The organism is Citrobacter sp. Cpo045 (genome assembly GCF_030332875.1).
In the GTDB taxonomy this organism is placed as follows: Bacteria; Pseudomonadota; Gammaproteobacteria; order Enterobacterales; family Enterobacteriaceae; genus Citrobacter; species Citrobacter portucalensis.
In genome coordinates, this window is the sequence record NZ_JAOWGZ010000103.1 from 152,937 (window position 1) to 174,901 (window position 21,965).

The window sequence follows — 21,965 nt, forward strand, 5'->3', positions numbered from 1 at the left end:
TTAACTCCCAAATTGTGAATTAGTCTGATCGAAGTTGAGGTTATAGTCAGCAAAACCAAAGGAATCTCGCGGTTTAACAAGATGATTGAATTTGACGCCTGATGGTCTGGGTATAAGGTCGAAATACTGAAGTAGCCTCATCATGATATCTGGAAGGATAACCTGATAAATAACGGTTATCGTCATATCCTGCCCATCAAGTGCGTAGACATCTTTCCCGAACACGTCATATAAAGCATGATTTATGGAAGGCATTGAACCATCGGAAGTTATCTGCCACCAACGCATGCGAAGCAATTGTCTTTTTTGCTCTACCGTAAGTTTATTTACTGAGTCAACATCAACAGCGAAGTTACTTTTGCCGAAATTCAGGCCAAAATCTGCAAACCCAAACGCTGGATAATTTGTGGGGCTCGCTTTTGACTCGGTGTATAGAGGTAGGTTAAGGATGATTGCCCAGACATTTAGCCCGAAATCATTCGCAGTAAACAGATTGAATACATCTCTTTCCCACGAGGTCCAGAAACCCTGATGATTATCGTCATACCATTTTTGCTTCAGGTTAAAAATATTGGATAGGTTCGGTGACTGGTCATACTCCCACTTTAAAACCTTCATCAAATCCAGAGAGAAGTCGAACCGTTGAATATTCATGTTGTCACCACAAGAATATCATCAACCTGAATAGTAGCCTTTTCGTTTAACCCTATCGCAATATCATCTTTTGACCAGGTCGGAGTAGTCGCTTTATTCGCTATCTCAACACTTTTAATAAATATTTGAGGTGAGGCGGTGTTAGCTGCGGCTGACAATTCGAATGGAGATACATCCGTTCCGAGAGTAAATCCTTCTTCGCCATTATCGAGTTGCCCGTTTGCATATTTCACGATGGTATCTTTGATAAGCGAAGTTGGATCGCCTGTGCCAACACCTTTAGATACAACCGTAAATTTCGCCATTACCGGTTTGGCTGTAGGTCTGTCAAACTTGACCGTTGATTTCTGCCCAGACCAGGTATCTGTTACATCAACACTGACTGCTCCATTCCACGCAGATCCGCCTGTTTTTGAATGGTAGAGTGCCGCAGCAACAGCTGCATCTTCCCCACCATCGACGCATGCCCAGACTGAATGGCCAATAAGGCTAATCCCGTCAATCGTTTTGGTTGTGCTGTCTACGTTTTCTCGAAACGACAGCGAATTAACCCCAGCGACCGCCCTGACATTTGAATAGACAGCCTCTCCAATGGATCGACCTTGAATGGCCAGAGTCTGTCGCCGTTCTTTCCTGGCTGACAGATCTGACTGCTCTTCAGTACCCATTGTCCCAGCAACCGGATTATCCGATGTTTCCCAGCCTACAGACGTGTACCCAACGACAGGATCTTTTAGCGTATGAGCAGGGCAAGGTATTGCTCCTGACTCCAGAGCCTGAAAGATACCGGTTCCTTTCCCCGAGTTATCCAGCTCGACGGTAGAAAGCAGCTCAAACATATTTCCATTTGATGATCGCCTCGAACCGGACGGTATCACCACGCCAGGTACGCCAGTTAGCAAGACACCATCAACAAGCGTATATGTTGATTCCCGGCGCTTCCCTCCAGTTAACGCCCAGATATCATCCAGGAACAGGCCGCCTGCATAGTTAGGGTTTATCTGGTTTGCTACAGCGGCATTATTTGCCACTACCTCAGAGCGAACCGCAACGTCACTGGCGATGATCATGCCCTGCGGCGTGTCAGGCGTAACATCCAGATCGCTACCAAAAGTGGCTTTCCACTCATTCTCTGTATCAGTCAGGATTTGCGATGTATCCGGGACGATTACACCTTCTGGCGAGAGGTATTTATATGATTCCACTTGCGCTCTCCGTTCCGTAAATCGTTCTTATCTGGGCGGTGTAACTCAGCGTATCGCCGTCTTTTGCGAAATTTATGTTCCCTACCCCTTCAACACCCGGAACGGTCTTGTAGACCTTTCGCAGGAACATGTCGTACAAGCTAACGTCTGGTTGGGACCCCAGTGCAATATCGAAGAACGGGATACCGCGTGACTGCGCGTACGGCAACTCAGTTAGCCTTGTCCTGGCTACGTGTTCGCACGTCTGAATTACTGCCTGCAGGCCAGTGGCTATTGCGAGGTTTCTGGAGTTATCCAGGTAGATATCAAAGTCATTGTTGGTGGCTAATGTCTTCATGGGTTCTTCATCGGCCCTACGTTGCCGCCCTCCGGATTGGTATGGACGTGACCAAACGTATTGATGGCGCCGTCAGTGAATTGCGGTGCTTTGATCAGCTTATTTGACTCAATGCCACTTTCAGTTATCGACACGACAGTGGAGCCAGCTGTCAGCACAATGCTTCCCGGCTTAACGGCTACTGATGTCGTACCATCGATAGTCTGTAGCGTGGCAGCTGCACTATCACTGACAACAAAGTCCTTCATTACATCCGGTATAAAGACGCCGTCCTCAAAACAGTGAAGCCGGGTTGTATTGCCCGGCTCCGCTTCATAACTCTGCAGGAATAACGACATATCCCTGTCACTGGCTTTTATCCATCCCAGGTCGCCTGTCTTTATCGGAAACGTAAGGCACATTCCACCGCCACCGATTGTCAGAGCCGGAACCTCTGCAGGCGCCATGAGTGGATTTAAAGAGCCATCCGTCATGGTGACTTTGTAGAGGATGTCGATCTGAGCGCGGTTAGTATTTCTGTCATACGACACAATGCGTGCGGGAAGCATGTCATCGACGTCGAGCAAAAACTTTCTCAGCACCAGGTCCATAGAACCTGAAAGGCTGTCACTTTGTCCCGGCTTTTGGCTTGGATTTGGATTTGGCATCAGCTTTCTTCTGCGCCTCGCGCTTCTCAGCTATTGATTTGATGTTGTCGTTGTTGCAGGACAGGTCGAGATACCAGTCGTTTTCGTGCGTAGCCAGGCTGGCAGCCCAGTTGTAAATCACGTACTGGCCATTTGCGGCTTTGTTGACCGAAGACTGGATTTCTATCTGCTGCCCCAGTTTTATGGACGGGTCGAACAGCATGCGCACCTTAACGCCTTTGTCATCCAGAACCGGGTTGCCAATCATTCCGGTCGCCGACGAGATTACCCTCACCTCGCCCTTCATACCTTTCCCAAGGTCTTTAACCACCAGGAAGTCATCATCAATAAAGCAGTCAACGTCACCCACCTGCTCAAGCTTTTGTATCTGCTTGCCGACGGGCCCGTTATAGACGTAGTTGGCCACGGTCTTGTCTTTGGCCTCAAACCGAAGAGTCAGGTCGTAGTCTTTCGCCACACCCTTACACAATTCGGAGAGCTGGGTTGTCTTTGGAGACGAACGCGACGCCCATTTATACTTCGCCCCGTTCTGGGTTAGAGCCTTCATGGTGAGCCGGCGATCAGGCGGCATGCTGGGCTCGGCCAAGACAACATCACCGCTATAGATATTCTCTACACCGGTTGACTGGCGACCGGCCATCACGGTAATCAACTTAGGTTTCTGATTTGGGTTCCACGGAGATGTTTCGGTAACGAGATAATAAATAGTTTCAAGAAGGAGGTTGTCGAGTGTTATCTGGCAGCTGTTCTGTTTTCCGTCTGAAGTTTTAACGATCTTCGCCGTAGCGGCTGCGCCTTCGTAAAACTTCATCTGCCCGTTAATCTCAATGCCAATTTTTAGCACACGGCCATCAAGCACTGTCGATCTCCTCATTCGTCATCCAGACAAAAACATTGCCACCTTCAAAAGCGGTGTAGTACGGCAGATCGTCATTGTCGGTGATGATGAAAAAATTACCGTCATTGAGGTAACGTGACGGGATGATTGGCGCACCCGCAACCGCCCGGCGATTGTTGACGATTACCGCGCCATCACGGGTGACTGAGACAGCCATGATGCCGTTGCACTCTTTGAGGGATAGCTCATACAAATCGCCCTCGAGGACAACGGAAAGTGACTGTCTGGGGAAAACCTTCAATGGGATTTGCTTCATCAGAACCAGTCCTTAATATCCTTCGCCACAGAGCTGGATTTTGTTTGGGTGGCTGGAGAAGCCTCGGATGAGCGCTTCTGCCCCTGCTTCACAGTGTCGGCATCAGGTTTGGCCGTGCCGCCAGTTTTCGCAGACTTGCTGGACACTGCAACCTCTTTGGCAGGCATCGTTTCAACGGTCGATGTGAACCACTGAACCTCTTTTAGGGTTAGTGTTACAGCTACCGTGTCACCAAGGTCTGGCGCCTCATCGTGCGGCATGTCGGTGATAACCATATCCGCATAAGACGATGCGCGGGTCTGTACGATCAGCGATGTACTGTTGACATAAGCCTGCTCAATGTCGCTATACACCGAACCATACGCATCGGCAGGGATAAACATCGTGAGCTGCGCGACGTTAGGTTTGATGATTTTAAAGTCAGCAATGGTGTTGCCGGTTTCCAGCGGATGCTCACACAGATCGGAAGAACGATTCACAGCGGCACGCATAGCCCGGCACTCAGTGAACATCTGCGCGCCGAACTCATCCGTAATCCGTACGACATCCACAGCGAACGAAGACATCACCATGTTGTACGATGACAGGGATCCGGATGCGGTATTCATCAGGTCAGAGAATGAAGACATTAATGGCTCCTTCCGTCGTCATACTGATTGGTCAGCTGCTGGACGTGGTCGTTCATCCCATCACTCACTGCTGTTCTGATTTGCTGTGGATCACCGGATCCGGTCTGAATATTCACATTCTCAATTTTTTGAGTCGCCGTAACGCTTCCTTTTCCACCTGCGCCTGCAACGGCAGCAGGATTGGCTGGTATGGTTGGAGCTGCCGCAGCCCCAGCAATTGCATTATTAGCAGCACCTGCGTATGCAGCGCCTTCAAGAAGCGGGTTATTGCCAGGGATCATCATGGAAGCACCGCCAGGAGAGTTTTGCTGGCCCGCGGGCTTGGTATCCATGCCGACCCATCCCTTCACCGTGTTAATAGCGCCAGTAGCAGCATTACTCACACTATCGGATATGAACGAGCCAATATTTGAAAAGATGTTGGTTATCCAGTTGAGCAGATCAGTAAATACCTGCTTCGTATCGCTGGATATCTTTTCCCATGCAGCGCCAAGTGCTTCACCAATAGCATCACCGGCATCGACTACACCCTGAACGATTTCATCCCAGCTGGCCTGCAGTTCTGAAACCAGCACATCCATGAATTGCGACGGATCGGAAAATAGGAGTTTCAACGCCTCCCATGCCCCAAGAAAGCTTTCTTTCACATTCTCTAAGACACCGGCTAGCGCAGGAAATTTCTGCACCAGATCTCCTATAACTGATTCGCCACCGTTGAAATACTGCCAGAGATCTTCCACTACCAGACCCAGAGCAGCGGCCACGGCGATGAATGGAATAAATGGCGCCATCGCGCCCCATGCGGCAGCCGCCATTCGCCATAGCGACGCGGTCAATGCCGGAATAGCTACGGTGGCAAGCGCCCCAAAGAAGGTGAAGAGGAAGGCTTTATGCTCCCTTCCCCATGCTATTACTTTTTGGGTTGTCTCGATGACCAAATCCAGAGCAGGAACGACAGCCATAGCTAGTTGATCGGCAAAACGTGAGAATATTGTGGAAAGTTCGTTTTGTGCCTGCTTGAATCGCTTGAGCTGTTCAACATCTTTCTCATTCAGAACACCAAGGTCTTTCTGAAGTTGAATCTGCCTTTCCAGCGCCTTCTGCCCGTTAAGCATTGCAGCTATGACTGCGTTATCGGTGATGCCGAGCTGCTTGATCTGGAAGGTGGCTTGCTGCTTATCCATCTTCTCCATGGAGCCAGCTAGTTCAATAAGCGCCTGGTCAGCAGACTTAATATTCCCCTGTGCATCTTTCAGGCTAATGCCAAAGGTTTTGAATGATTCGGCTTTACCTGATTTAGCGTCCGATGCCGCTTCGCCCATGGCCTCGTTGAGGTCGATCATGGAGTCTCGGAAGCCATCTGCATCCACGCCAAGCGACTGGAATGTTTTGGACAGGGCGTCGTACTGTCCGATATCAATACCAACTGTTTCCGCCGCCTGCACCTTACCAAGCATTTCGGCCGTGTGATCAAGCACCGCATTAAGAGACAAGCCAGCCCCGGCAATACCCAACGCGCTTACCGCGAGCTCTTTAAACCCATCAGTGGTTATCCCTGCTTTTTGGAGAACACCATCGAACATGCCGAGCATTGACTTATGTGCACTTTTTGAACCATCCTCTACATCGTCAAGCGCGTTATCTGCATCACGTAAACCTTTCAGTGCGTCGCGATTGTCCGTTTCAAGCAGGAATACAAATGTGTCGAGAATGCCCATGCTGGCTCCAATAAAAAACCCCGCATAGCGGGGTTGTTAACCTGTGGAATATTGGCTATCCACCAAACCATCTGGAGAAAAAGCCTTTTTTAGGTGGTGGGGTTTCTTCCTCTTCGTCGAGGAAACTAATCACCGGTTTAAAGGAGCAGCGGCAATCCCATTCTCGCCCAGGAAAAATATTGCCATCTTTGAAAAATGCGCCATCCGAGAGTTTGAATTTTTTCGATGACAGGCCTGAATGACCACACACGACACCGCTATAAATCCATTCACCGGTTTTGATGCCAGCCTTAAGAGATTTATTGATTTTTTCATATGATGCATATTTGCAAAAGAATCTAGTTGCAATGAAGCCCTTCGCTTTAGCTCCAATATCTGGATATCTTTCCGTCAGATACACGGATAGCTCCTGCAAATTGCCGCCTGACTTTAGCACTGCCAGTTCAAGATCCGACATTTCAACCTGAAACTTATCAAAATCCATACCCAGAAAATCTGCGGCTATTTTGTCAGCGAGAGCGCTATCAATACCGTGTTTTTCTACCAAGTCTGAGACGATTTTTTCCATCATGCGCGCTTCCCATTAATGGAAACTGACATCAATACAGCCTTCTCTTTTGACTCCAGCAATGGCTTGTTATCTGAACCAAGCTTACTGAACTTGCATATTGCAGAGCCAGGAACCAATGCCCCAAAAGAATTTTTGGCGCGAAAAACCATCTCAACTTTGTAGCCGTCGGTAGTGCTGCTTGAGATTGTGTTCGCCCTGTCTACTTCAAAGCTTCCCGGATCCTTGGCCCTATCCTTGACCTCGGTAGTGCACATTGAAATCATCATGTCGGAGATGTATTGATTATCTCTTGGCTGATTAGAGCAAGATCTCACAAACCAGAGAGCCACCAAGATAAGGAAAGTTGTGGACCCGTAGTAAACAATCTTTTGCCCTAAAGTACGCTCTACTTTACCGCCATTTTTAATGTAATCACGACGCTGCCGATATGGCATCTTTTTGAAATCAGAATATTTCACACCCACCCTCACCAATATCACTAATACTTCGATAAAAGTAACACAGGCTACGGCATGGACATGAATTTTCGATATCAACTGTGTCGTTTATTGATCTGCTCCATTGCCCACCACTCGTTAAACCGGGTGGTCATGACAATTTCCCAAAGGCTAAAGGCCTCCTCCAGCGTGACGGAGGTCTTCAGTTCTGTCAGGGTTGCTTGTCCTGCCGAGAGGATTGTTGCAATGAACTGGTCAGCGTTGACGAAATCAACTTGATCATATTCTGCACGATACCGCCGGAGGAAATGGAGCGGGTGAACTTTTCGAAGAAAGAGAAGTTGTACTCGAGCAACTCTTTCTCAAGACGCATCAGCGCTTCACCGTCTGGAACGTGGTTATCGACCAGGGCGGCGGTACTCAAACGGATGGTAGAACCATCGTCCAGGATGCGCTCAACGAATGTCATCGCCTTGAGCATGATCTTCTCACTCTCAGCATACTGGTTCTCTTCCCACTGCTTCGCCAGTGCCGCAATCGATGTTGGGTACTTCGCCGCAATCTCGCGCGCGGCAATGGCCGGGAACTTGCCGATGATGAATGGCACATCGTTACCTGCCCGGTCTTTAACCGTGACGTTTTTCGCTTCCAGTAGTTCAGCCACGTTACACCTCTACCCGGCTCATGCCTTCAAAGCGGAAGTTATAGACCTTCGATTTCATACGTCCAGCTGACGCCACCGCGTTACCCGGGAGACCATCAAAAATAATACCCGGCGTCAGCGTAATGGTGGAGCCGTTTGGATACGTACCAACGATGGTGATGGTATCTTTGGCGGGGCGCTTACCGCGCGCAGCACGGTTGGCTTCAAATACGACGGCTAGATTCTTGTCATCTTCACCGCCGGGGATCACCGCAATTGCCAGAGGAATTGGGTTAGCCTTAGACCAGTGAACCATATCGCCGTTGAGTCCCATAGCTGCATCGTTGATCTGCAAGGTGGGCAGGTCGAACGGGTCAGCGTCATCAGCGAACTCTGTGATAGTGAACCCGGAAGGATACGTCTTGCTCGCAATTACGCGAACCTGTAGGCCAAAGCCTGCGATGTCTTGCATCTGTTATCTCCAGAAAAAAGGCTGCGCACGGCAGCCTTATCAGGTTCGTTAAATCAGGATATCCCGACCGGTTATTTTGTTTATCGCGTCGGCCTTCGAGTAGACCAGCAGATAGTCGATAACGTATTTGATAGTGCCGTTCGTCTGCGACTCCTGCTGCACGGAGGCATCAAGCCAGTAGCCAATCGACTGCACCTGGTGCCATGCCAGCGGGTCACCAGTAATTTGGGTGACGTAAGCCTTCTGCGTAACCGTCAAATCCTTCTCGGCCTTAATAGTGCCGTTGAACTGCGCACGTGGGATTGGCGCATCATCACCGCCGTTAAGCAGGCTGATCACGATAGCGCGCCCTTCTTCAGTTGCCGGGATGATTGGCAACGACAGAAGACCAGACATCAACACAGCGGTCGCAGCCGACTTAAACCACATCTCATTGGCGTATACGTTCATCTGCAACGGATCAGTGCTAGTTCCGCATAGATAGCCGTTCTGGTAGAAGTCGATAGCTTGACCGGCATTCTTCGTGCGACCGTAGTAGTTCACGCGGGTGTCAGTGTCGATCGCATTGGCGTCAGTATTACTATCTACCTTCGGAGTGATTCCTGGCACCTGCTGGAACATGTAGTTCTGGCTGGCGTTGCGCTGTTTGTAATCGGTAGCGCCAAGGATAATGCCAGGGATTTGCTCATCAAACTCAGTGTTGGCGTCGTTGACGATGGTCATCGCGCAGCCGCTATAGGTTTGCAGCGTTCCATACCATGTGCCGTAATCAGCCATGGTCACCGGCACCAGGTACATGTATTTAACGTTCTGCGTTGCATTCCACGCAGCGATACTCTGCACGATATCATGAGTAAGCGCGGTACCGCAGAAAGCGAATGAGCCGTAATTGTCGCTGATTTCATCCGCCTCGATCACGTAATCGAGGACGGTCGTGGCATTTGACCCCGGAGAGGTAACCATACCTTTCGCGACGGTCCAGCCAAGGTTGTCGGCGATATCAACACCGGTCCCCGCAGCAATCACGTTTACAGCAGCAGGAACATCATGACCGACAAACGACGCGTTGAACTTCTGCGCCAGAGAGTCGTAAGTAACCGTCGCGCCGCCGAGAATGCCCCGGAGTTTGGTCTGGATAGCAGTTGCCACATCAGCCAGAGCCGCGGCAGAAGAGAAGTCGAGATCGTCCAGCAGGTAATCAGACTGTCCAACCGTGATACGAACAGAGCCGTCAGTGATGGCCTGCCAGGTCGCGATGGTGGTCATCGGAGTACCGCCGACAATCCCCGGCGCTGCCGCAGAAGAAGCATCACTGTAATGCGCGAAGGAGATTTTCTTTGCCTTGGTGATGATCTTCGACACAAAGCCAAAATACAACGCGGCTCGTTTGTACTCCTCAGACGCGGTACCAAAGGTCGTGGCCACATCGTTAACGTCGGTAAATTCCATCACTACGCCAGCAGGAACCTTCGTGTCCTTCGTGAACAGGCGAAGGATAAGCTCGCGCTCTTTAACGGCCGCGCTGCCTCCTACGCCGGACGTAACGTCCACGTATTTCTTGATAGAGATGCTCATCAGCAATCCTCGTTAAACGCGGTATATCCCGCTGGTGATTTGCTCAACCTTGCCCACGTCATGGGTTAGTGTGAGTTTGTGACAGATGATCAGATCGAAGCTCGGGACGTTCTCCCACTGCTCGGCCTCGTTCTGAATGTAATTGGAGGTTATGGGCTTCACTACCTGCATACCCATGCCCGCGGCTTTTAGCGCGGTGAGCATCGAATGACTTTGAAGAATCAGCGACGCGGTTGTCAGCACACCCTGGACTGTAGGTGTATCGACGGTTTCGTCTTCTGGCTTCACGAACGGCATCACCGCGTTAAACTGAATGGTCTCAGCAACGTTCTGGTGCTCAATTATTTCCGGTTTGCCGCTCGTAACCCTGGGCTTTCGGGACTGCCAGCCGACACGCTCACTGGTAATGTGGTGCATGATGATAGCAGGAACAGCCGGCGGCCCGGTCGACACGCCTGAATAGCTCTGCATCACCCGTACCGTCATCCCCTGCCCGGCAAATCCAGCGATAAGCACTTCGCGAATGAGTTTATAAATCTCGTTCATTGCTTCACCGCCACCAGTTGGGTCCACCCATCCTGAACCTTCCAGTTTGTTGGCTGAATGATTTCCCACTCAGCGGCATTCCAGAGGATCACGTCTGCCGCCGCTCCACGATATGCAGAGTTGGCGCCAGTCTGGATCCACACAGTGATGTACTCGCGCCCGGTACTCAGGCCAAACTGCTGGATATCACGAAATGAAAGCGGCTGAACGGATGCGCCATAAAGCGCCTCAGGTGCGCTGTAAGCGTTGATGGTTTTACCGAAGTCGTTCTCTTGCTGTCCGAGGAAGCGCTTAATCTGAACGCCAGCGGTTGGGTTAATTGCGGACATCGCCATGCCGAGAATGTTTGAGCCAGGAACAAACATCATTTCTCCTTAACGATTGAAGTGCATGATGCGCGCATTTCCCCAGTTTCCTGTAGCGGTTTGCTTGGCTCAAAGCCTTTAGCTGCACGCGCTTTCTGCGTAGACTCTTTCAGTGCTGGGGAATTCACTTGGGTAATTGTCATGCGAACATCACCGGCTGCAAGCTCACCCACAGCCTGGAGAACATCGACAGGGGTACGCAAACCATTGGCAACGGCCTTAACGCCACGTCCCATTTCCCTTGACCAATTCGCCCCTTCTTCCGCTATAGTCGGCCTGACAAATGGGCGCGGAGGAATGCGCTGGGTTGGGCTACCAAACTCATGCGTCTGAGCAACCAGTGCCACAGGAACTCCGGTATCCAAATACTTGGCGGTATCTTGCCAGCCGACCTCAGCCTTCAGTCGCCCCATCTCCTGCACGCGCTTAACCAGCTCATCCAGACCTCTGCCCATCAGAACCTCCCGCCAACCTTTCTGAATGCACGACGCTCCGGAGCGCCACCAATATAGCCAAGGCCAATCGACAGCCGAGCCAGCAATGCTGCCAGTTGTTCCCCATAAGGCGTCTTGCCAAGCCAGGCCATGAACGCGCCTTTGCTCGACGCTGCATTAGTGAAACCGACACTTACAGAGCCAACCGTTGCATTACTGATGATTCCGGTTGCGCCGCTAGCTGGTGCAGCCGGTGTGCCGTTAATCATCAAGAGGTGGGCAGTGAGAAGTTCGGTCATTAATTCCTGACACTTCACGCATCGGAACCAGCGATTACCAACGTCGATGTAGCAATCCACCATGTCGGCCATCAGCAGGATACTGTCAGTTGGGTACAGCACTGGATTGGCGAACGCCGGGAATTTTTCACGGAACTCTGCGACGTCGATCATGGGTTACTTCTCCTCTTTGGGAGCCTTCTTGCCCATCTTTTTATAGTCTTCTGCGGTATCCTGGGCAGACTTGTCTTTGTCCATCTCGGCTCCGCGCTCTTCGGCATCATGCCCGTGTTTAGCCTTCTCGTCGAAGGACATGAAGCCACGCTCAACGAAGCCCATGAATGCTGGATCAGCTTTGAGCTGCTCGAGTTCTTCGGTAGTGACTACTGTCGCCACGCCGCGTGGGGTGATCATGGTGCGCTTGTCTTGCGAGTTGGCACCGCCTTTAATCAGGACGCCCTTGTCGTAGGTGTCCTTACGCGCATGGCCTTTCCAGACCGGGAAAAAGTTGTCAGAGGTACAGGACGAATAAACTGCTGGCATGGTTATCTCCAGAAAGAATCGGGGCCGAAGCCCCTTAAAATCAAATTCCGCTTGCGCGATAGACAGCGAATGGACGTTTCACCAGAGCACCGGAGGTGGCGTTAGTGAAGTCTTCGGTTACCAGCTTGCAGGATGTATCAACACCCAGCGCGCGGAAACGGGACGGTACGATCTGGTCGATTACACCGCCACCGTCGGTACCGGAGTCACCAACCGTTTCTGCGTACAGGTAGAACACGTCAGCACCGCCGTTAGCGTCATCCAGCTCAATGGCTGATTTGACGGTTACGTTCGGGTAGTTCTCACGCAGCCAGTCGTACGGCGTTTCGCCCAGGTCGTTTGGCGTCGACAGGTAGTCAACTTTTTCCGATGCCACAGCCAGGATGATTGGCGTAGCGGTTGGGTCGATGACTTCTTTCGACTGAACGCGCAACGCCGCCAAACCGGTCAACAGGTCACGCACGATTTCCGCATAGGTCTTTTTGTCCCAGGTTGTTCCGCCAGTGCCAGCAGACACGGTGATATATGCCGGGAGGTTCGGATCGTTCAGGTAGCCGTAAATCGGGCGGGTGTCAGGATGCGTCGCATAGCCGAAGAAGGCCACACGGTTACGTGAAATTTCCAGCGCCAGGGAGGCGGCGTTACGCTTGGTTTCAGAGGCGTTGATGCCAATGCGACCGGAGCGCAGACCTTCAAGCTCACCAACCTGCAGACCTTCTTCAAAACGCACTACGCCGCGCTTCTCATAGGTCAGGTTCCAGCTGGACAGCGGGATGTTGCCGTAGTCGGTGTAAGGCTGGGCCACGCCAACCAGTTCCAGAATTTCCTGGATGACTTCTTCGTCTTCCCACGCGCCAGCGGTCACCACGCCCATCAGCTCATCAGCTTTACGGGCGGCGGTGATCACCTGCACCTGGCCAGGCAGCCACGCCTGCAGGAATTGCATGTAAGGACTGTTACCCTGGGAGGCGTTGACGGTCAGGCCGGGAATGCTGACGGCGGCGTCCATGCCATACGCCTGAGCGTAGGACTGAGCGGCGAAATCAGATACGTGGATCCCCACCTTTGCGAGGGAGCGGACGTTATCCGCTGAATCCATCGCAATGCCGCGCAGCTTGCTTTGCAGCAATTTTGCGGCAGCAGGAGACAGGCGCTTATGCACCTTTGAGATTTTAGGCATTTGTTATTTCCTTGGATTAAGGTGCTACGGCCGGAGTCGGCAGTTGCTGCAGGGCTACGATTGCAATGCCGGTAGTCACGTTGTAACGCACGACGCGGGAGCCAGGGATCAGAGTAGAACTGGCGGGGGCAGCGGATAACGGAGCAGCAACCAGGGAACCATCAGATTTATATGCGATCGCATCACCAACACTCGCGGCAGTGGTCAACTCCATAAACATACCAGGAGTCTGCGAAGTCGCTTCCAGTTGAGCGCCAGCTTCAATGCCTGCTGCATCGCCACCAAGCGCGGTATAAGCAGCCCACTGCTTTGGAGAGGACAGGATGCCGATGTAGGTGCCAGTGCCACCGATGGTCACCAGGCCGTTATCACCAGCAGCCTGAGTCAGAGCTACAGCACCAAACGGAACGCGTTTCCCAGAAGTGCCGTCGAATTTAGTTTTAAGCTGCACAGGCTCTGCTCGAACGTCTCCAGCAAGCGCGTGCTCACCGGGGATGCCCCATGCCAGATCGCTGGCTACAGTTTTTTGAAAGGTCATTCTGTTCCCCTTAAAGAGCATCGATTGCGGAAGATACAGCGTTGTCTTTGGTCGGCGCTGCGTCCTGACCGAATGCAACGATGGTGCGTGGAGTTGCGGCTTTCATCGCCAGCGCAGCATTCAGCGCTGAAACTTCATGCCCGGCGGCAATGCCTTTGATGCCGAGCTTCTCCAGCCCGTACTTAGCCACTGCAATGGTATCCATTGAGTCGCAGGCAAACGCGCCAATGTGTTGAGTCAGGCGGCTAGCCAGTTCGTTACGCTTACCGAGCTCTTTCAGCAGCGCGCCGGTATCCTGAGCTTTAACCTGATTGGTCAGAGTTCTTACCTGCTTGGTCAGTGCGGCGATTTTGGCGTCCTGAGCCTTAGTCTCTTCGGTAGTGTCTTCGTCCTGAGCCTGCTCGGTAGTAGTGTCATCATCCTGAGCGGTGGTTTCTTCTGAGGTATCCTCATCCGTCGCCATAGTAGTGTCGGTTGTGTCCTCGTCGGTTACCACGTCTGTAGTCGCTTCGGGCTGGTTCATCTGCTGAAGTGCAGCCATGACAGCGGCAATTGAAGGCGCGTCCAACTTACCGAGCGCAGCGATCAGTTCCTCTAAAGTCATTGTTTTATCTCCGTCGGAGTTTTGGTTAATGGCCTGATCCATCACTGCGACGTCAGGTCCTGTTCTGCCCTCATCAACTCGGGCGAGATGGTTTCCGCAACGCAGATTGCGCTGCACGTACTGATATGGTTGGCCCTCGAATACTCCGGGAGCATGCTCGACGTCGTATTTGTAGGCCGGGGAAAGTTGTGTGCGGCCTGACTCCAGCTCCTGCTTCATCTCGTCGGAAAAAACGCGCAGATTGGCTTTCAGGTATGGGTAATCGAAATAGACCTTCTCACCAACGATCCCATCAACTCCAACATCGCCAGGGTTAGCGCCTTCCACGCCGAGCCAGGTGTGATTGTTGATGAAGGGGATGAGCTTGAAGGATTCCAGCGTCTCAGGCCTGCTTAGCTCTTCTGCTGGTCGGTACACCTGGTAAATCTTGTTCGGGTCTGGCGCTCCTGGTATCTCGCTTCCGAGGTAGTCGAACACACCGACCTTACTAATTGGGTTTCCCTCAACGTTGATCCACCCGTTGTCATCGACAACACGAGCAGACCGGTCTTGGGCTTTAGCTCCGGTTGTCATCATTTCACTCCAAAGTCGACCACCAATTTGAATGTGCAGCGACAGTTGATTTCCTCACCCGGGATAACGTTCTGACCATCATCACCAACAGGTAGTCCAACGGCGAGATCAAACTCTTTCCCGTTAGCCTTCACATGCTTCGGCCTTGAATGCTTGGGACCTCGGTGCGAGTGAATCCAGATGCCTTTGGTCGCTCCGGTTGCCTGAGCCTTCATCATCGCCGTGTCGTTGTACGCCTTGCGGGTCTGGTCGAGTGCGATATTGCGGCTGCGCCGATCAAGCTTCCCGTTGGCGTCGGACAGAATGTCTTTCAGCGATGAAAGGTCACCAGGCGACTCAGCAACAGCGTTGCGAATTCGCTCGATGTGCTCAGTTGGCAGAGTAGATATCAACTGCGCGTTCTTTTGCGCCGCATCCCGGAAGTAACCACGCACCTGATCTGCGTTGACTGCATCATCCAGGTTCAGCGCGGTAAATTGCCGCTGAGTGGACTTATCAGCACCTTCGAGCACAGGGTTGAACATCGTGGGTGCGTAATCGCGAAAGAGCGTTGCATAGCGGTTAGAGAGGGTTGTGAGCTTCGATTCGAGTGATGGGCCGCCTGTTGCCAGCAACTCATCAGACAGGTTGCCCTTCATCCAGTTGACTAGCCGTCTCAGTCTGCGCTGGTACTGCTGCTCCAGATACAGGGGGCTGAAGAACGGCCGCGATTGCTCTTGCAAGTCCGTCGTCTTCTTCTCCGCCATCGTCGTCTTCCTCAAACTCATAGCCGCTGGACTCGTCATCCTTCAGCTTCTGCTGGTTCATCTGCTGGCTAACAACGCCAAGGTCCTGCCAGATCTGACCGGTTTGCGCTTTATTCAGACCAATTTCTGATTGCTCAAGCTCTGTTGGCTCATCGAGAGGGTTCCACACCACTTCAATGTCCAGGCTTTCTCCAAACTCTGATTTGGTAAGCAACTGGTAATGGCGGTTAAGGAAAGGTGTGCAACTGTGCTCCTGAATGCCGGCCAACGTCTCGCGGTAGGCTGACATCTCGAAATCACCGGTTGGGTTGAATCCTTTTGGCGAGGTGCCAAGGAGTTTTGTTGCTGGCATCTCAGCGACTGACGCGACAAGCTGATACTCGGTCATGATTACTGAGTCGACGTCACCAAGGGAGGTTTCGTGCTGCTCGTAGCCGTCACTGTCACCAATGGGCATCACGCCGAAGTTGTCACGACGCTCGACGAATTCCTGAATCTTTTGGATGAAGTTGTCAGGGTCAGACATGGCCTGTTCGAGGTCGGTCTTAACGACGTTAAGACGCTTTGACATCAGCAGTTGCGGCCCTTCGTTAGCCGACCTCTCAGCACCGTAGACGCGCTCCCAGATAAGCTGAGGAAGCGGTAGACCACCGAACTGATATGTCGGTTTAAGGACATCGGCTACATCGGAGTAGCGAATGATGACCAGATGCGATCGGTGATAGCGCTTGTTCGCGATACGCCAGTACGTAGGCTCGTAGAAGTTACGCGACGACGGGTCGGTGACATCAACGCCTTCAAGCTCTGGTGCGCACCAGTACGGGTCTACCTGGCTGATGCCGCGATAGCTCCCTTCTTTCACGCCATCGATATTGAATGGCTTCTCGTAGTATTCCGGGTCGTCGCTGTCCACGCAGAAGATGGCGATTCGGATCCCGAATACGCGGTTAAACCGGGCGTACTCCTGCACCTTGCTTTTGATGCCGCGCTTACGGTCGATTTTCTCCAGTTGCTGAACCTTCTCAGGGTCAACACCGGTAATCTTCCAGCCGTTACGAGTGGCATCCTCTGGCGGGATTTTGCACGCCCGGTTAACCAGCCACTGCTGAGCCATGACGGCGCATAGCTGATGACCGATGAAACCCTGTGACAGGAACCATCCCACCACGTTATCCGGCACGCCGCCGATAGTTGAGAAGCGATACCCAGCAGACGGTGATTGAGCGCATAACTCATCCATTGCTTTACCGGATGCGTCAACAGGACGTGCAGCCCTGACGGGGAATGCAGTGCGCTCAATATCATCCAGGCTGAATGAGGCATGTTGCTTGTGCGTTGAGAAGGTGCCTGCTCGTTTCTTCTTTTCCGGCTCAGGCTTCGCCTCTTCAACAATTACTGCTGCTTTTGGTCGAAACCACTTAAGCCAGTTCCAGTTCATGAGAAAATGCCCTTCCCTTTTCTGCGGATCAATCCATCCAGTGAATACCGGACGGCGTCCCAACAGTGGTTGTTTTTATCTTCGATAATCGGCAGCACCTCGCTGGTGACGCGATCCGTTTTGTAAGAATAGAGCCGGGCTTCTTTTGCCGTCTCTTTGCAGCGCGGGTGAATGATGATTTTCTTAAACCCGCGCAGATAGGTAATTCCATCCTCGACGCTACCCTGCCACTTCTTAGCCGCTGAGATATTGAATCCCTGCGCTTTAATATGGCTGATGGTTTCAGGGCGCGAGTTATCAGCCTTGATAGGCCATTTGCGCGCTTCTGGGATGCCAGGGAATTTAGCGTCGTCCGTAACTTTCCATTCTTCGAGTTGGCGAGGCTTCGCCCCATCCTTCCCAGCGTAGAACTTCCACATGTCGTCGAGCTCTACGTGCTTACCGTAGGCCTCGTATTCGATATACAGGCAGTTATCGAGAATGAAGTTGCGAACCAGTGTTGACGGATCTTCGGCGAAACCGAAGTCACCGCCGAACAACAGGCGATCTGCTTTTTGCCACAGGTCATCAGGGAAGCTTTGCACCACGTAGCGATTCGCCAGTACCTGCTTGTTGGAGTTCTCGAGGTAAGCGCCTTCCCAGATCCACGCGTAGTCTGCGTAGTCCAGGGTAGCGAGGTCATCCTGTCGCTCCTCTTCCAGTACGGAAGGGAACCACGGGTTATCGTTGTAGTTCATCTCAACGATGATGGAATTCTTCGGTGGTGTCTTTCTGAAGCGCTTGTCAGTGGCACTGCCGTCTTTCTCCGGGTTCCACGTCACCCAGATTTCAGATCCTTCTTCGCGCACTGTCGGGCGAAGTTTTTTCCATGCGACATCAGACACCGATTCGGCTTCGTCCACCCATGCTAGCAGGATGCGCGCCTTCGACTTGATGCTGTCGAGGTTATGCCGCAGGCCACAGAACACGTAACTGACGCGACGGTTCTTCGTGCGGATGTACTTTTCGCCAATGTCGAAGTAATCATTGAGCCACGGCACGGAGCGTATTGCCTGCTTCACTTCCTCCATACTCGACTCTTCGAGGGAGTTCATGTATTCGCGGCCACAAACAATCACGCCGCTTATTCCGGCTTCTGCCTTCTCGTAAGCGCGCACAGCACTCATCAGAGCAAAGGTGCGCGTCTTAGCCGAACCACGGCCACCATAAGCGCAGCGGTAACGGACATTCTCGGCGGTGAATACAGGAACGAGCTTCGCAGGGATCTGCAAATCAGCTGTTGCTCCCATCAGGCGAAACTCCAACTAAACGAATGGTGGTCGGCTTTGTAGCCATTGAGCCGTCAGAAGAGATGTTGTCCGTTACCTTCGGAGCTTCCCAACCTTCCATCTCCCCTAGTTGCTTAATAGCGCCTCGAGCGTCGTGCAGCTTCAGCTTTATGCCGTCTTTGCCTGCGGTTAGTTCGGCAATAGCGTCTAGCAGTTCGGGTGACTGCTTAACGGAGTTCTTAAACTTCCAGGTGGCTTGAATGACGTCACGGCCGTCCTCATCCTCGCCGACTACATGCTCACCAAATTCAACGAGGTCGGTGATGCGAGCGCGGCCCATCGACGTCAATCGCTTGAGCGCTTCTTCGCGGGTCATGATGGCATCGCTCACTGCTGATACCTGGACGGATGCAAGGAACGCTAAAACGTCGCAATTTGTCGCAATTGCGTGAGCAGCCTTACGCAGGTTATCGCCCTTGGCTTTCCCTTTGGCGGCCTTGTATGCGTCGGTCTGGTTCTTACCCTTGATGATGGCCAGTGAGAACTTTTTCTGTAGCGGAGTCAGCGCATCGAAAAGTTGCTGCTGCTCTGCCGTGAGCTTTTTCGATGCCATGGGAACTCCGGTTATTCGTCGAATACTGGTGTTATAGCGATGCTTACAACATTTGCCCGGGTGATGCTCTTCTCGGTCATGCCGTCATCGCCCACATAGATTGTGTAATAGGGGTGATCGTGAGAAATCTGATGATGCGACTTCGCGGCTTCATATGTGCCGTCAAGGTGCTTTATGACGACCTTAAAATGATTTATGACCCTAACCATAACCAACTCCGGTGTTTGTTACGCCATTATCAAGCCCACCCGCAGATGAGCTTTGGAATGGCTTAATCTACAGGCTGGATATCGATGTAATACTCTTTGCCCTGCACAAACTGTTCGAACGCAGCCGGATTCGAGACAACCATCTGCAACTGGCCACCAGGTGTGTACTTTGACCACGTCTTGTTTTCTTCGGTGTCCGCAGTAACGGGGCTCATGTGGATTGTACGGTGTGAATCGTCTTCGGCTTTCTGGATGAAGTGACAACGAAATTTTGCGCGAACGGCCATTTTGATACCTCAATTAGCTAAAAGCCCCGCTATTGCGAGGCTACGGGATTGTTATTTGACTCTCTCACCGAGTCGTAAATGCGTTCACACGTCACTCCGGCGGCATAGCGTTCGTCAGCGATTCCAGCATATCGCTGAGCTTCTGCTGCAATATTTCCGAGCATGTTGGCGAGCATTCCGGCGGTGGTGTCGGTTGTTTTGCTTCTGACGGCAGCGGCAAGATCTGCGGTGTGCTTTGCGGCGTCCAGGCGGGTGGCGAGTTTTTTGGCTTGTTGCTGCAACTGACTAACAGTGACAGACAGACCAGCAGCAGTGGCAGCAGATTTAGCGGCTTTCGCTTGTGCATCTTTAACAGCCTCATCACGGGCAATAATGCGCCCTTGTTCAATTATGCGGGCTGCGGTCTGTGCGTTCGCTGTTTGCGATGATTCCACGCTATCGCGATCAGCCCATTTTGTTTCCCAGCTGCGGTTCGTCCACTCACTACCAGCAAGAAACGCGCAGACCACCATCAGCAACACAACAACAATCTGGTAATGGAATTTCATTTCTGACCCCACTCGCAGACTTCACGCTCAATCTGACGCCGGGTCATTAGCCCTTTCCATTGTTTGCCATCGGCATAGACCCAACGCTCCAGCTCAGCACATGCACCAAATGCGTCACCAGTGTTTAGCTTCTTCAATAGTGTGGATTTGCTGAATGCGCCGGCTCCGACGTTATAGGTGAACGAGTACAGCGCCGCCCTGGTTGGCTCAGGAATTTGGACTTTGATCAGTGGGTCGATGGCCGCTGCCACCTTGCGCAGGTCTGACTGCAGCAGAGCGTCACACTCTTTGTCGGTATAGCGGTGACCGCGGCGAATATCGCTGCCAGTGTGGCCGTCGCATACTGTCCAGACGCCGACAACATCCTGATAAGCGTAATAACGTCGCCCTTCCAGACCATCTGCATTCCCCAGCATTACAGCTGCAATCGTGATTGCGCCCGAACCACCAGCAATTGCAGCAACCAGTTTATTCCTCAGCGTCGAGTTCATTCTGGCTCCTGTTGCGGCGGTTATCTTCGCGGATTTTGAAATACAGATTTGTCAGGTACGTAAGAACAGCAACTACTATGCCCACCAGCACGCCGATGGCGTTCCACTGCTCAGGGCTGTATGCGTTAAGAATGCCGTTCAACACGCTCCCCGCAGAGGCGCCATAAGCCGCGCCGGTGGTTATTTTGTCCATTCGTGACATCTCTCACCTCGCTATGTGCGGGTGCTATGTGTTTTAAATGAGGGTCAGGCTTCACGGGCTGGATTTATCAACAAAGCACGTAGCGGATGATTCCCGTGAGCCTGAAATGAAAAAGCCCCGGCGTGTGCCAGGGCAAAATGAAGGGCCAGATCATGTGTCTGGCGGTATAACCTCGCGTTTGATATCGTTAAATCGCCAAAAGTAACAACTCAAACGAAGAGGTTTTTATGTCTGAACAAAAGCAGCCACAAAACGAAAATAAATCACAATCGACTGAAGCTCCCAAGCCCGCGCCTCAACCACAGCCAGCAAAAGAATTTGCCACGAGACGTGTATTTGTCGGCGATTCTGCTGACTTTGTCAGAGATAACAAAAAGCAATAGCTGATGCCAGTATAGACACAACCGGAGCAAGGATTGTCATGATCCTTGCTCTATCAAGATGCGTTCTAATCCTTTTGTTTAATACCAGCATCTCTTTTGACGTCTTACACAGATCAGCCAAGCGGTAACGTCTGATAATGGGAAGAGTCTTCTCAGTCCCGGTGTAGCCATTTCCTCGAAACCACTGGTGATCGTCGCTATCGATACTTTTAAAGCTCTTAGTGTAAAGACTATCTGGCGGTGCAGAAATCAACGCCCTGACATTAACCGACAACCCTGAGTGGACAAGATATATTGCGCACCATGTCCACAAGAAAGTAAATGCAGCGATACCAACAGCAAGGTAGTCCCAGTTCGTTTTTTGAGTAAGGAGTAAAAACGAAGAGCCAATACCGACGATCTGAATATTGAGCAGCTTATAGCCATTCTCAATATTGACAGTGTTCGAGTGGTAAGCCTCTTTGATGCATTCTTCACCCTGCTTTTCAAGGTAATCGACAAGCTCGTCGTCAGCATCCAAAAAGTATTCGCCAGTAATATTTTCCATAATGCTATTACCTTCTGCATCCTACTTATTGAATGAATACTACCTGATTACCACTCTTCTTGGCATATCAGTATCCAGAAACGCAAAAGCCCAAGGCGCTAACCTCGGGCTCGAAAACTCATTTACTGCC

At 51.8% G+C, this 21,965-nt stretch carries 31 protein-coding genes; 1 reads left to right on the top strand and 30 read right to left on the bottom strand.

The window, feature by feature from the left end:
- The 29 genes from OGY13_RS16610 to OGY13_RS16750 form a co-directional block, all read right to left on the bottom strand.
- Positions 1-654 (bottom strand): baseplate wedge 1 family protein, encoded by a 654-nt coding sequence (locus OGY13_RS16610; RefSeq protein WP_286593571.1) that lies wholly within the window; start codon positions 652-654, stop codon positions 1-3.
- Positions 651-1,859, bottom strand: coding sequence for a baseplate J/gp47 family protein (locus OGY13_RS16615; RefSeq protein ID WP_286593573.1), 1,209 nt, complete (start codon positions 1,857-1,859; stop codon positions 651-653). Before OGY13_RS16615 ends, OGY13_RS16610 begins: the two co-directional genes overlap by 4 nt.
- Positions 1,846-2,196: a contractile injection system sheath initiator gene (locus OGY13_RS16620; RefSeq protein WP_286593575.1), complete on the bottom strand. Its 351-nt coding sequence runs from the start codon at positions 2,194-2,196 to the stop codon at positions 1,846-1,848. The genes OGY13_RS16615 and OGY13_RS16620 overlap by 14 nt, the downstream gene beginning before the upstream one ends.
- Positions 2,193-2,843 (bottom strand): Gp138 family membrane-puncturing spike protein, encoded by a 651-nt coding sequence (locus OGY13_RS16625; protein ID WP_286593577.1) that lies wholly within the window; start codon positions 2,841-2,843, stop codon positions 2,193-2,195. The genes OGY13_RS16620 and OGY13_RS16625 overlap by 4 nt, the downstream gene beginning before the upstream one ends.
- Positions 2,803-3,702 carry a baseplate hub protein gene (locus OGY13_RS16630; RefSeq protein ID WP_286593579.1) on the bottom strand — a complete coding sequence of 300 codons (900 nt, stop codon included), beginning with the start codon at positions 3,700-3,702 and terminating at the stop codon, positions 2,803-2,805. The genes OGY13_RS16625 and OGY13_RS16630 overlap by 41 nt, the downstream gene beginning before the upstream one ends.
- Positions 3,695-3,997 (bottom strand): phage baseplate plug family protein, encoded by a 303-nt coding sequence (locus tag OGY13_RS16635; protein ID WP_286593581.1) that lies wholly within the window; start codon positions 3,995-3,997, stop codon positions 3,695-3,697. The genes OGY13_RS16630 and OGY13_RS16635 overlap by 8 nt, the downstream gene beginning before the upstream one ends.
- Entirely contained in the window at positions 3,997-4,626 is a 630-nt protein-coding gene (locus tag OGY13_RS16640; protein ID WP_286593583.1) for a phage baseplate protein, read from the bottom strand. Before OGY13_RS16640 ends, OGY13_RS16635 begins: the two co-directional genes overlap by 1 nt.
- Positions 4,626-6,344, bottom strand: a complete 1,719-nt coding sequence (locus OGY13_RS16645) for a phage tail tape measure protein (RefSeq protein WP_286637724.1) — start codon at positions 6,342-6,344, stop codon at positions 4,626-4,628. The genes OGY13_RS16640 and OGY13_RS16645 overlap by 1 nt, the downstream gene beginning before the upstream one ends.
- A gap of 55 nt (positions 6,345-6,399) precedes the next feature.
- Positions 6,400-6,915 carry a hypothetical protein gene (locus OGY13_RS16650; RefSeq protein ID WP_286637727.1) on the bottom strand — a complete coding sequence of 172 codons (516 nt, stop codon included), beginning with the start codon at positions 6,913-6,915 and terminating at the stop codon, positions 6,400-6,402.
- Positions 6,912-7,373, bottom strand: coding sequence for a hypothetical protein (locus tag OGY13_RS16655; RefSeq protein ID WP_193134082.1), 462 nt, complete (start codon positions 7,371-7,373; stop codon positions 6,912-6,914). Before OGY13_RS16655 ends, OGY13_RS16650 begins: the two co-directional genes overlap by 4 nt.
- 190 nt (positions 7,374-7,563) lie before the next feature.
- On the bottom strand, positions 7,564-8,016 hold the full coding sequence (locus OGY13_RS16660; RefSeq protein ID WP_286637731.1) for a hypothetical protein: 453 nt from the start codon (positions 8,014-8,016) through the stop codon (positions 7,564-7,566).
- Between the two features lies 1 nt (position 8,017).
- Entirely contained in the window at positions 8,018-8,467 is a 450-nt protein-coding gene (locus tag OGY13_RS16665; protein ID WP_107164427.1) for a phage tail fiber protein, read from the bottom strand.
- Between the two features lie 48 nt (positions 8,468-8,515).
- Entirely contained in the window at positions 8,516-10,042 is a 1,527-nt protein-coding gene (locus OGY13_RS16670) for a DUF3383 family protein (protein ID WP_286637733.1), read from the bottom strand.
- A 12-nt stretch (positions 10,043-10,054) separates the two neighbouring features.
- Positions 10,055-10,588, bottom strand: a complete 534-nt coding sequence (locus OGY13_RS16675; protein WP_286593594.1) for a phage gateway protein — start codon at positions 10,586-10,588, stop codon at positions 10,055-10,057.
- Positions 10,585-10,956, bottom strand: coding sequence for a phage collar protein (locus tag OGY13_RS16680; RefSeq protein ID WP_286593596.1), 372 nt, complete (start codon positions 10,954-10,956; stop codon positions 10,585-10,587). The genes OGY13_RS16675 and OGY13_RS16680 overlap by 4 nt, the downstream gene beginning before the upstream one ends.
- Positions 10,953-11,408 carry a hypothetical protein gene (locus tag OGY13_RS16685; protein WP_286593597.1) on the bottom strand — a complete coding sequence of 152 codons (456 nt, stop codon included), beginning with the start codon at positions 11,406-11,408 and terminating at the stop codon, positions 10,953-10,955. Before OGY13_RS16685 ends, OGY13_RS16680 begins: the two co-directional genes overlap by 4 nt.
- Positions 11,408-11,839 carry a DUF4054 domain-containing protein gene (locus tag OGY13_RS16690; RefSeq protein WP_107164422.1) on the bottom strand — a complete coding sequence of 144 codons (432 nt, stop codon included), beginning with the start codon at positions 11,837-11,839 and terminating at the stop codon, positions 11,408-11,410. Before OGY13_RS16690 ends, OGY13_RS16685 begins: the two co-directional genes overlap by 1 nt.
- Positions 11,840-11,842: 3 nt before the next feature.
- Positions 11,843-12,208 (bottom strand): hypothetical protein, encoded by a 366-nt coding sequence (locus OGY13_RS16695; protein WP_165407734.1) that lies wholly within the window; start codon positions 12,206-12,208, stop codon positions 11,843-11,845.
- A 40-nt stretch (positions 12,209-12,248) separates the two neighbouring features.
- The gene (locus tag OGY13_RS16700) at positions 12,249-13,388 is read right to left on the bottom strand and encodes a major capsid family protein (RefSeq protein ID WP_107164420.1); all 1,140 of its coding nucleotides are present in this window, start codon (positions 13,386-13,388) and stop codon (positions 12,249-12,251) included.
- 16 nt (positions 13,389-13,404) lie between these two features.
- Positions 13,405-13,926, bottom strand: a complete 522-nt coding sequence (locus tag OGY13_RS16705; RefSeq protein WP_165407735.1) for a structural cement protein Gp24 — start codon at positions 13,924-13,926, stop codon at positions 13,405-13,407.
- 10 nt (positions 13,927-13,936) lie between these two features.
- The gene (locus tag OGY13_RS16710; protein WP_286593601.1) at positions 13,937-15,106 is read right to left on the bottom strand and encodes a DUF2213 domain-containing protein; all 1,170 of its coding nucleotides are present in this window, start codon (positions 15,104-15,106) and stop codon (positions 13,937-13,939) included.
- Complete coding sequence (locus OGY13_RS16715; RefSeq protein ID WP_286593603.1) at positions 15,103-15,741, bottom strand: phage minor head protein; 639 nt, start codon at positions 15,739-15,741, stop codon at positions 15,103-15,105. The genes OGY13_RS16710 and OGY13_RS16715 overlap by 4 nt, the downstream gene beginning before the upstream one ends.
- The gene (locus OGY13_RS16720) at positions 15,722-17,287 is read right to left on the bottom strand and encodes a phage portal protein (RefSeq protein WP_286637736.1); all 1,566 of its coding nucleotides are present in this window, start codon (positions 17,285-17,287) and stop codon (positions 15,722-15,724) included. Before OGY13_RS16720 ends, OGY13_RS16715 begins: the two co-directional genes overlap by 20 nt.
- Positions 17,284-18,576 carry a PBSX family phage terminase large subunit gene (locus OGY13_RS16725; RefSeq protein ID WP_286637738.1) on the bottom strand — a complete coding sequence of 431 codons (1,293 nt, stop codon included), beginning with the start codon at positions 18,574-18,576 and terminating at the stop codon, positions 17,284-17,286. Before OGY13_RS16725 ends, OGY13_RS16720 begins: the two co-directional genes overlap by 4 nt.
- Complete coding sequence (locus tag OGY13_RS16730) at positions 18,560-19,168, bottom strand: terminase small subunit (RefSeq protein ID WP_286637740.1); 609 nt, start codon at positions 19,166-19,168, stop codon at positions 18,560-18,562. The genes OGY13_RS16725 and OGY13_RS16730 overlap by 17 nt, the downstream gene beginning before the upstream one ends.
- A gap of 271 nt (positions 19,169-19,439) precedes the next feature.
- Positions 19,440-19,664 (bottom strand): hypothetical protein, encoded by a 225-nt coding sequence (locus OGY13_RS16735; protein ID WP_286637742.1) that lies wholly within the window; start codon positions 19,662-19,664, stop codon positions 19,440-19,442.
- Between the two features lie 29 nt (positions 19,665-19,693).
- On the bottom strand, positions 19,694-20,212 hold the full coding sequence (locus tag OGY13_RS16740; protein ID WP_286637744.1) for a DUF2514 domain-containing protein: 519 nt from the start codon (positions 20,210-20,212) through the stop codon (positions 19,694-19,696).
- Positions 20,209-20,703 carry a lysozyme gene (locus tag OGY13_RS16745; protein WP_286637746.1) on the bottom strand — a complete coding sequence of 165 codons (495 nt, stop codon included), beginning with the start codon at positions 20,701-20,703 and terminating at the stop codon, positions 20,209-20,211. Before OGY13_RS16745 ends, OGY13_RS16740 begins: the two co-directional genes overlap by 4 nt.
- A complete protein-coding gene (locus tag OGY13_RS16750; protein ID WP_267449379.1) occupies positions 20,681-20,905 on the bottom strand; it encodes a class II holin family protein in 225 nt (74 codons plus the stop codon). The genes OGY13_RS16745 and OGY13_RS16750 overlap by 23 nt, the downstream gene beginning before the upstream one ends.
- Positions 20,906-21,132: 227 nt before the next feature.
- Here OGY13_RS16750 and OGY13_RS16755 point away from each other — a divergent pair, with 227 nt between their 5' ends.
- On the top strand, positions 21,133-21,288 hold the full coding sequence (locus tag OGY13_RS16755; RefSeq protein ID WP_165755478.1) for a hypothetical protein: 156 nt from the start codon (positions 21,133-21,135) through the stop codon (positions 21,286-21,288).
- On the opposite strand, the gene OGY13_RS16760 is transcribed toward OGY13_RS16755, so the two are convergent.
- Entirely contained in the window at positions 21,266-21,835 is a 570-nt protein-coding gene (locus tag OGY13_RS16760; RefSeq protein WP_181635551.1) for a hypothetical protein, read from the bottom strand. The two genes, OGY13_RS16755 and OGY13_RS16760, sit on opposite strands and share 23 nt — an antisense overlap.
- Positions 21,836-21,965: the final 130 nt, after the last annotated feature.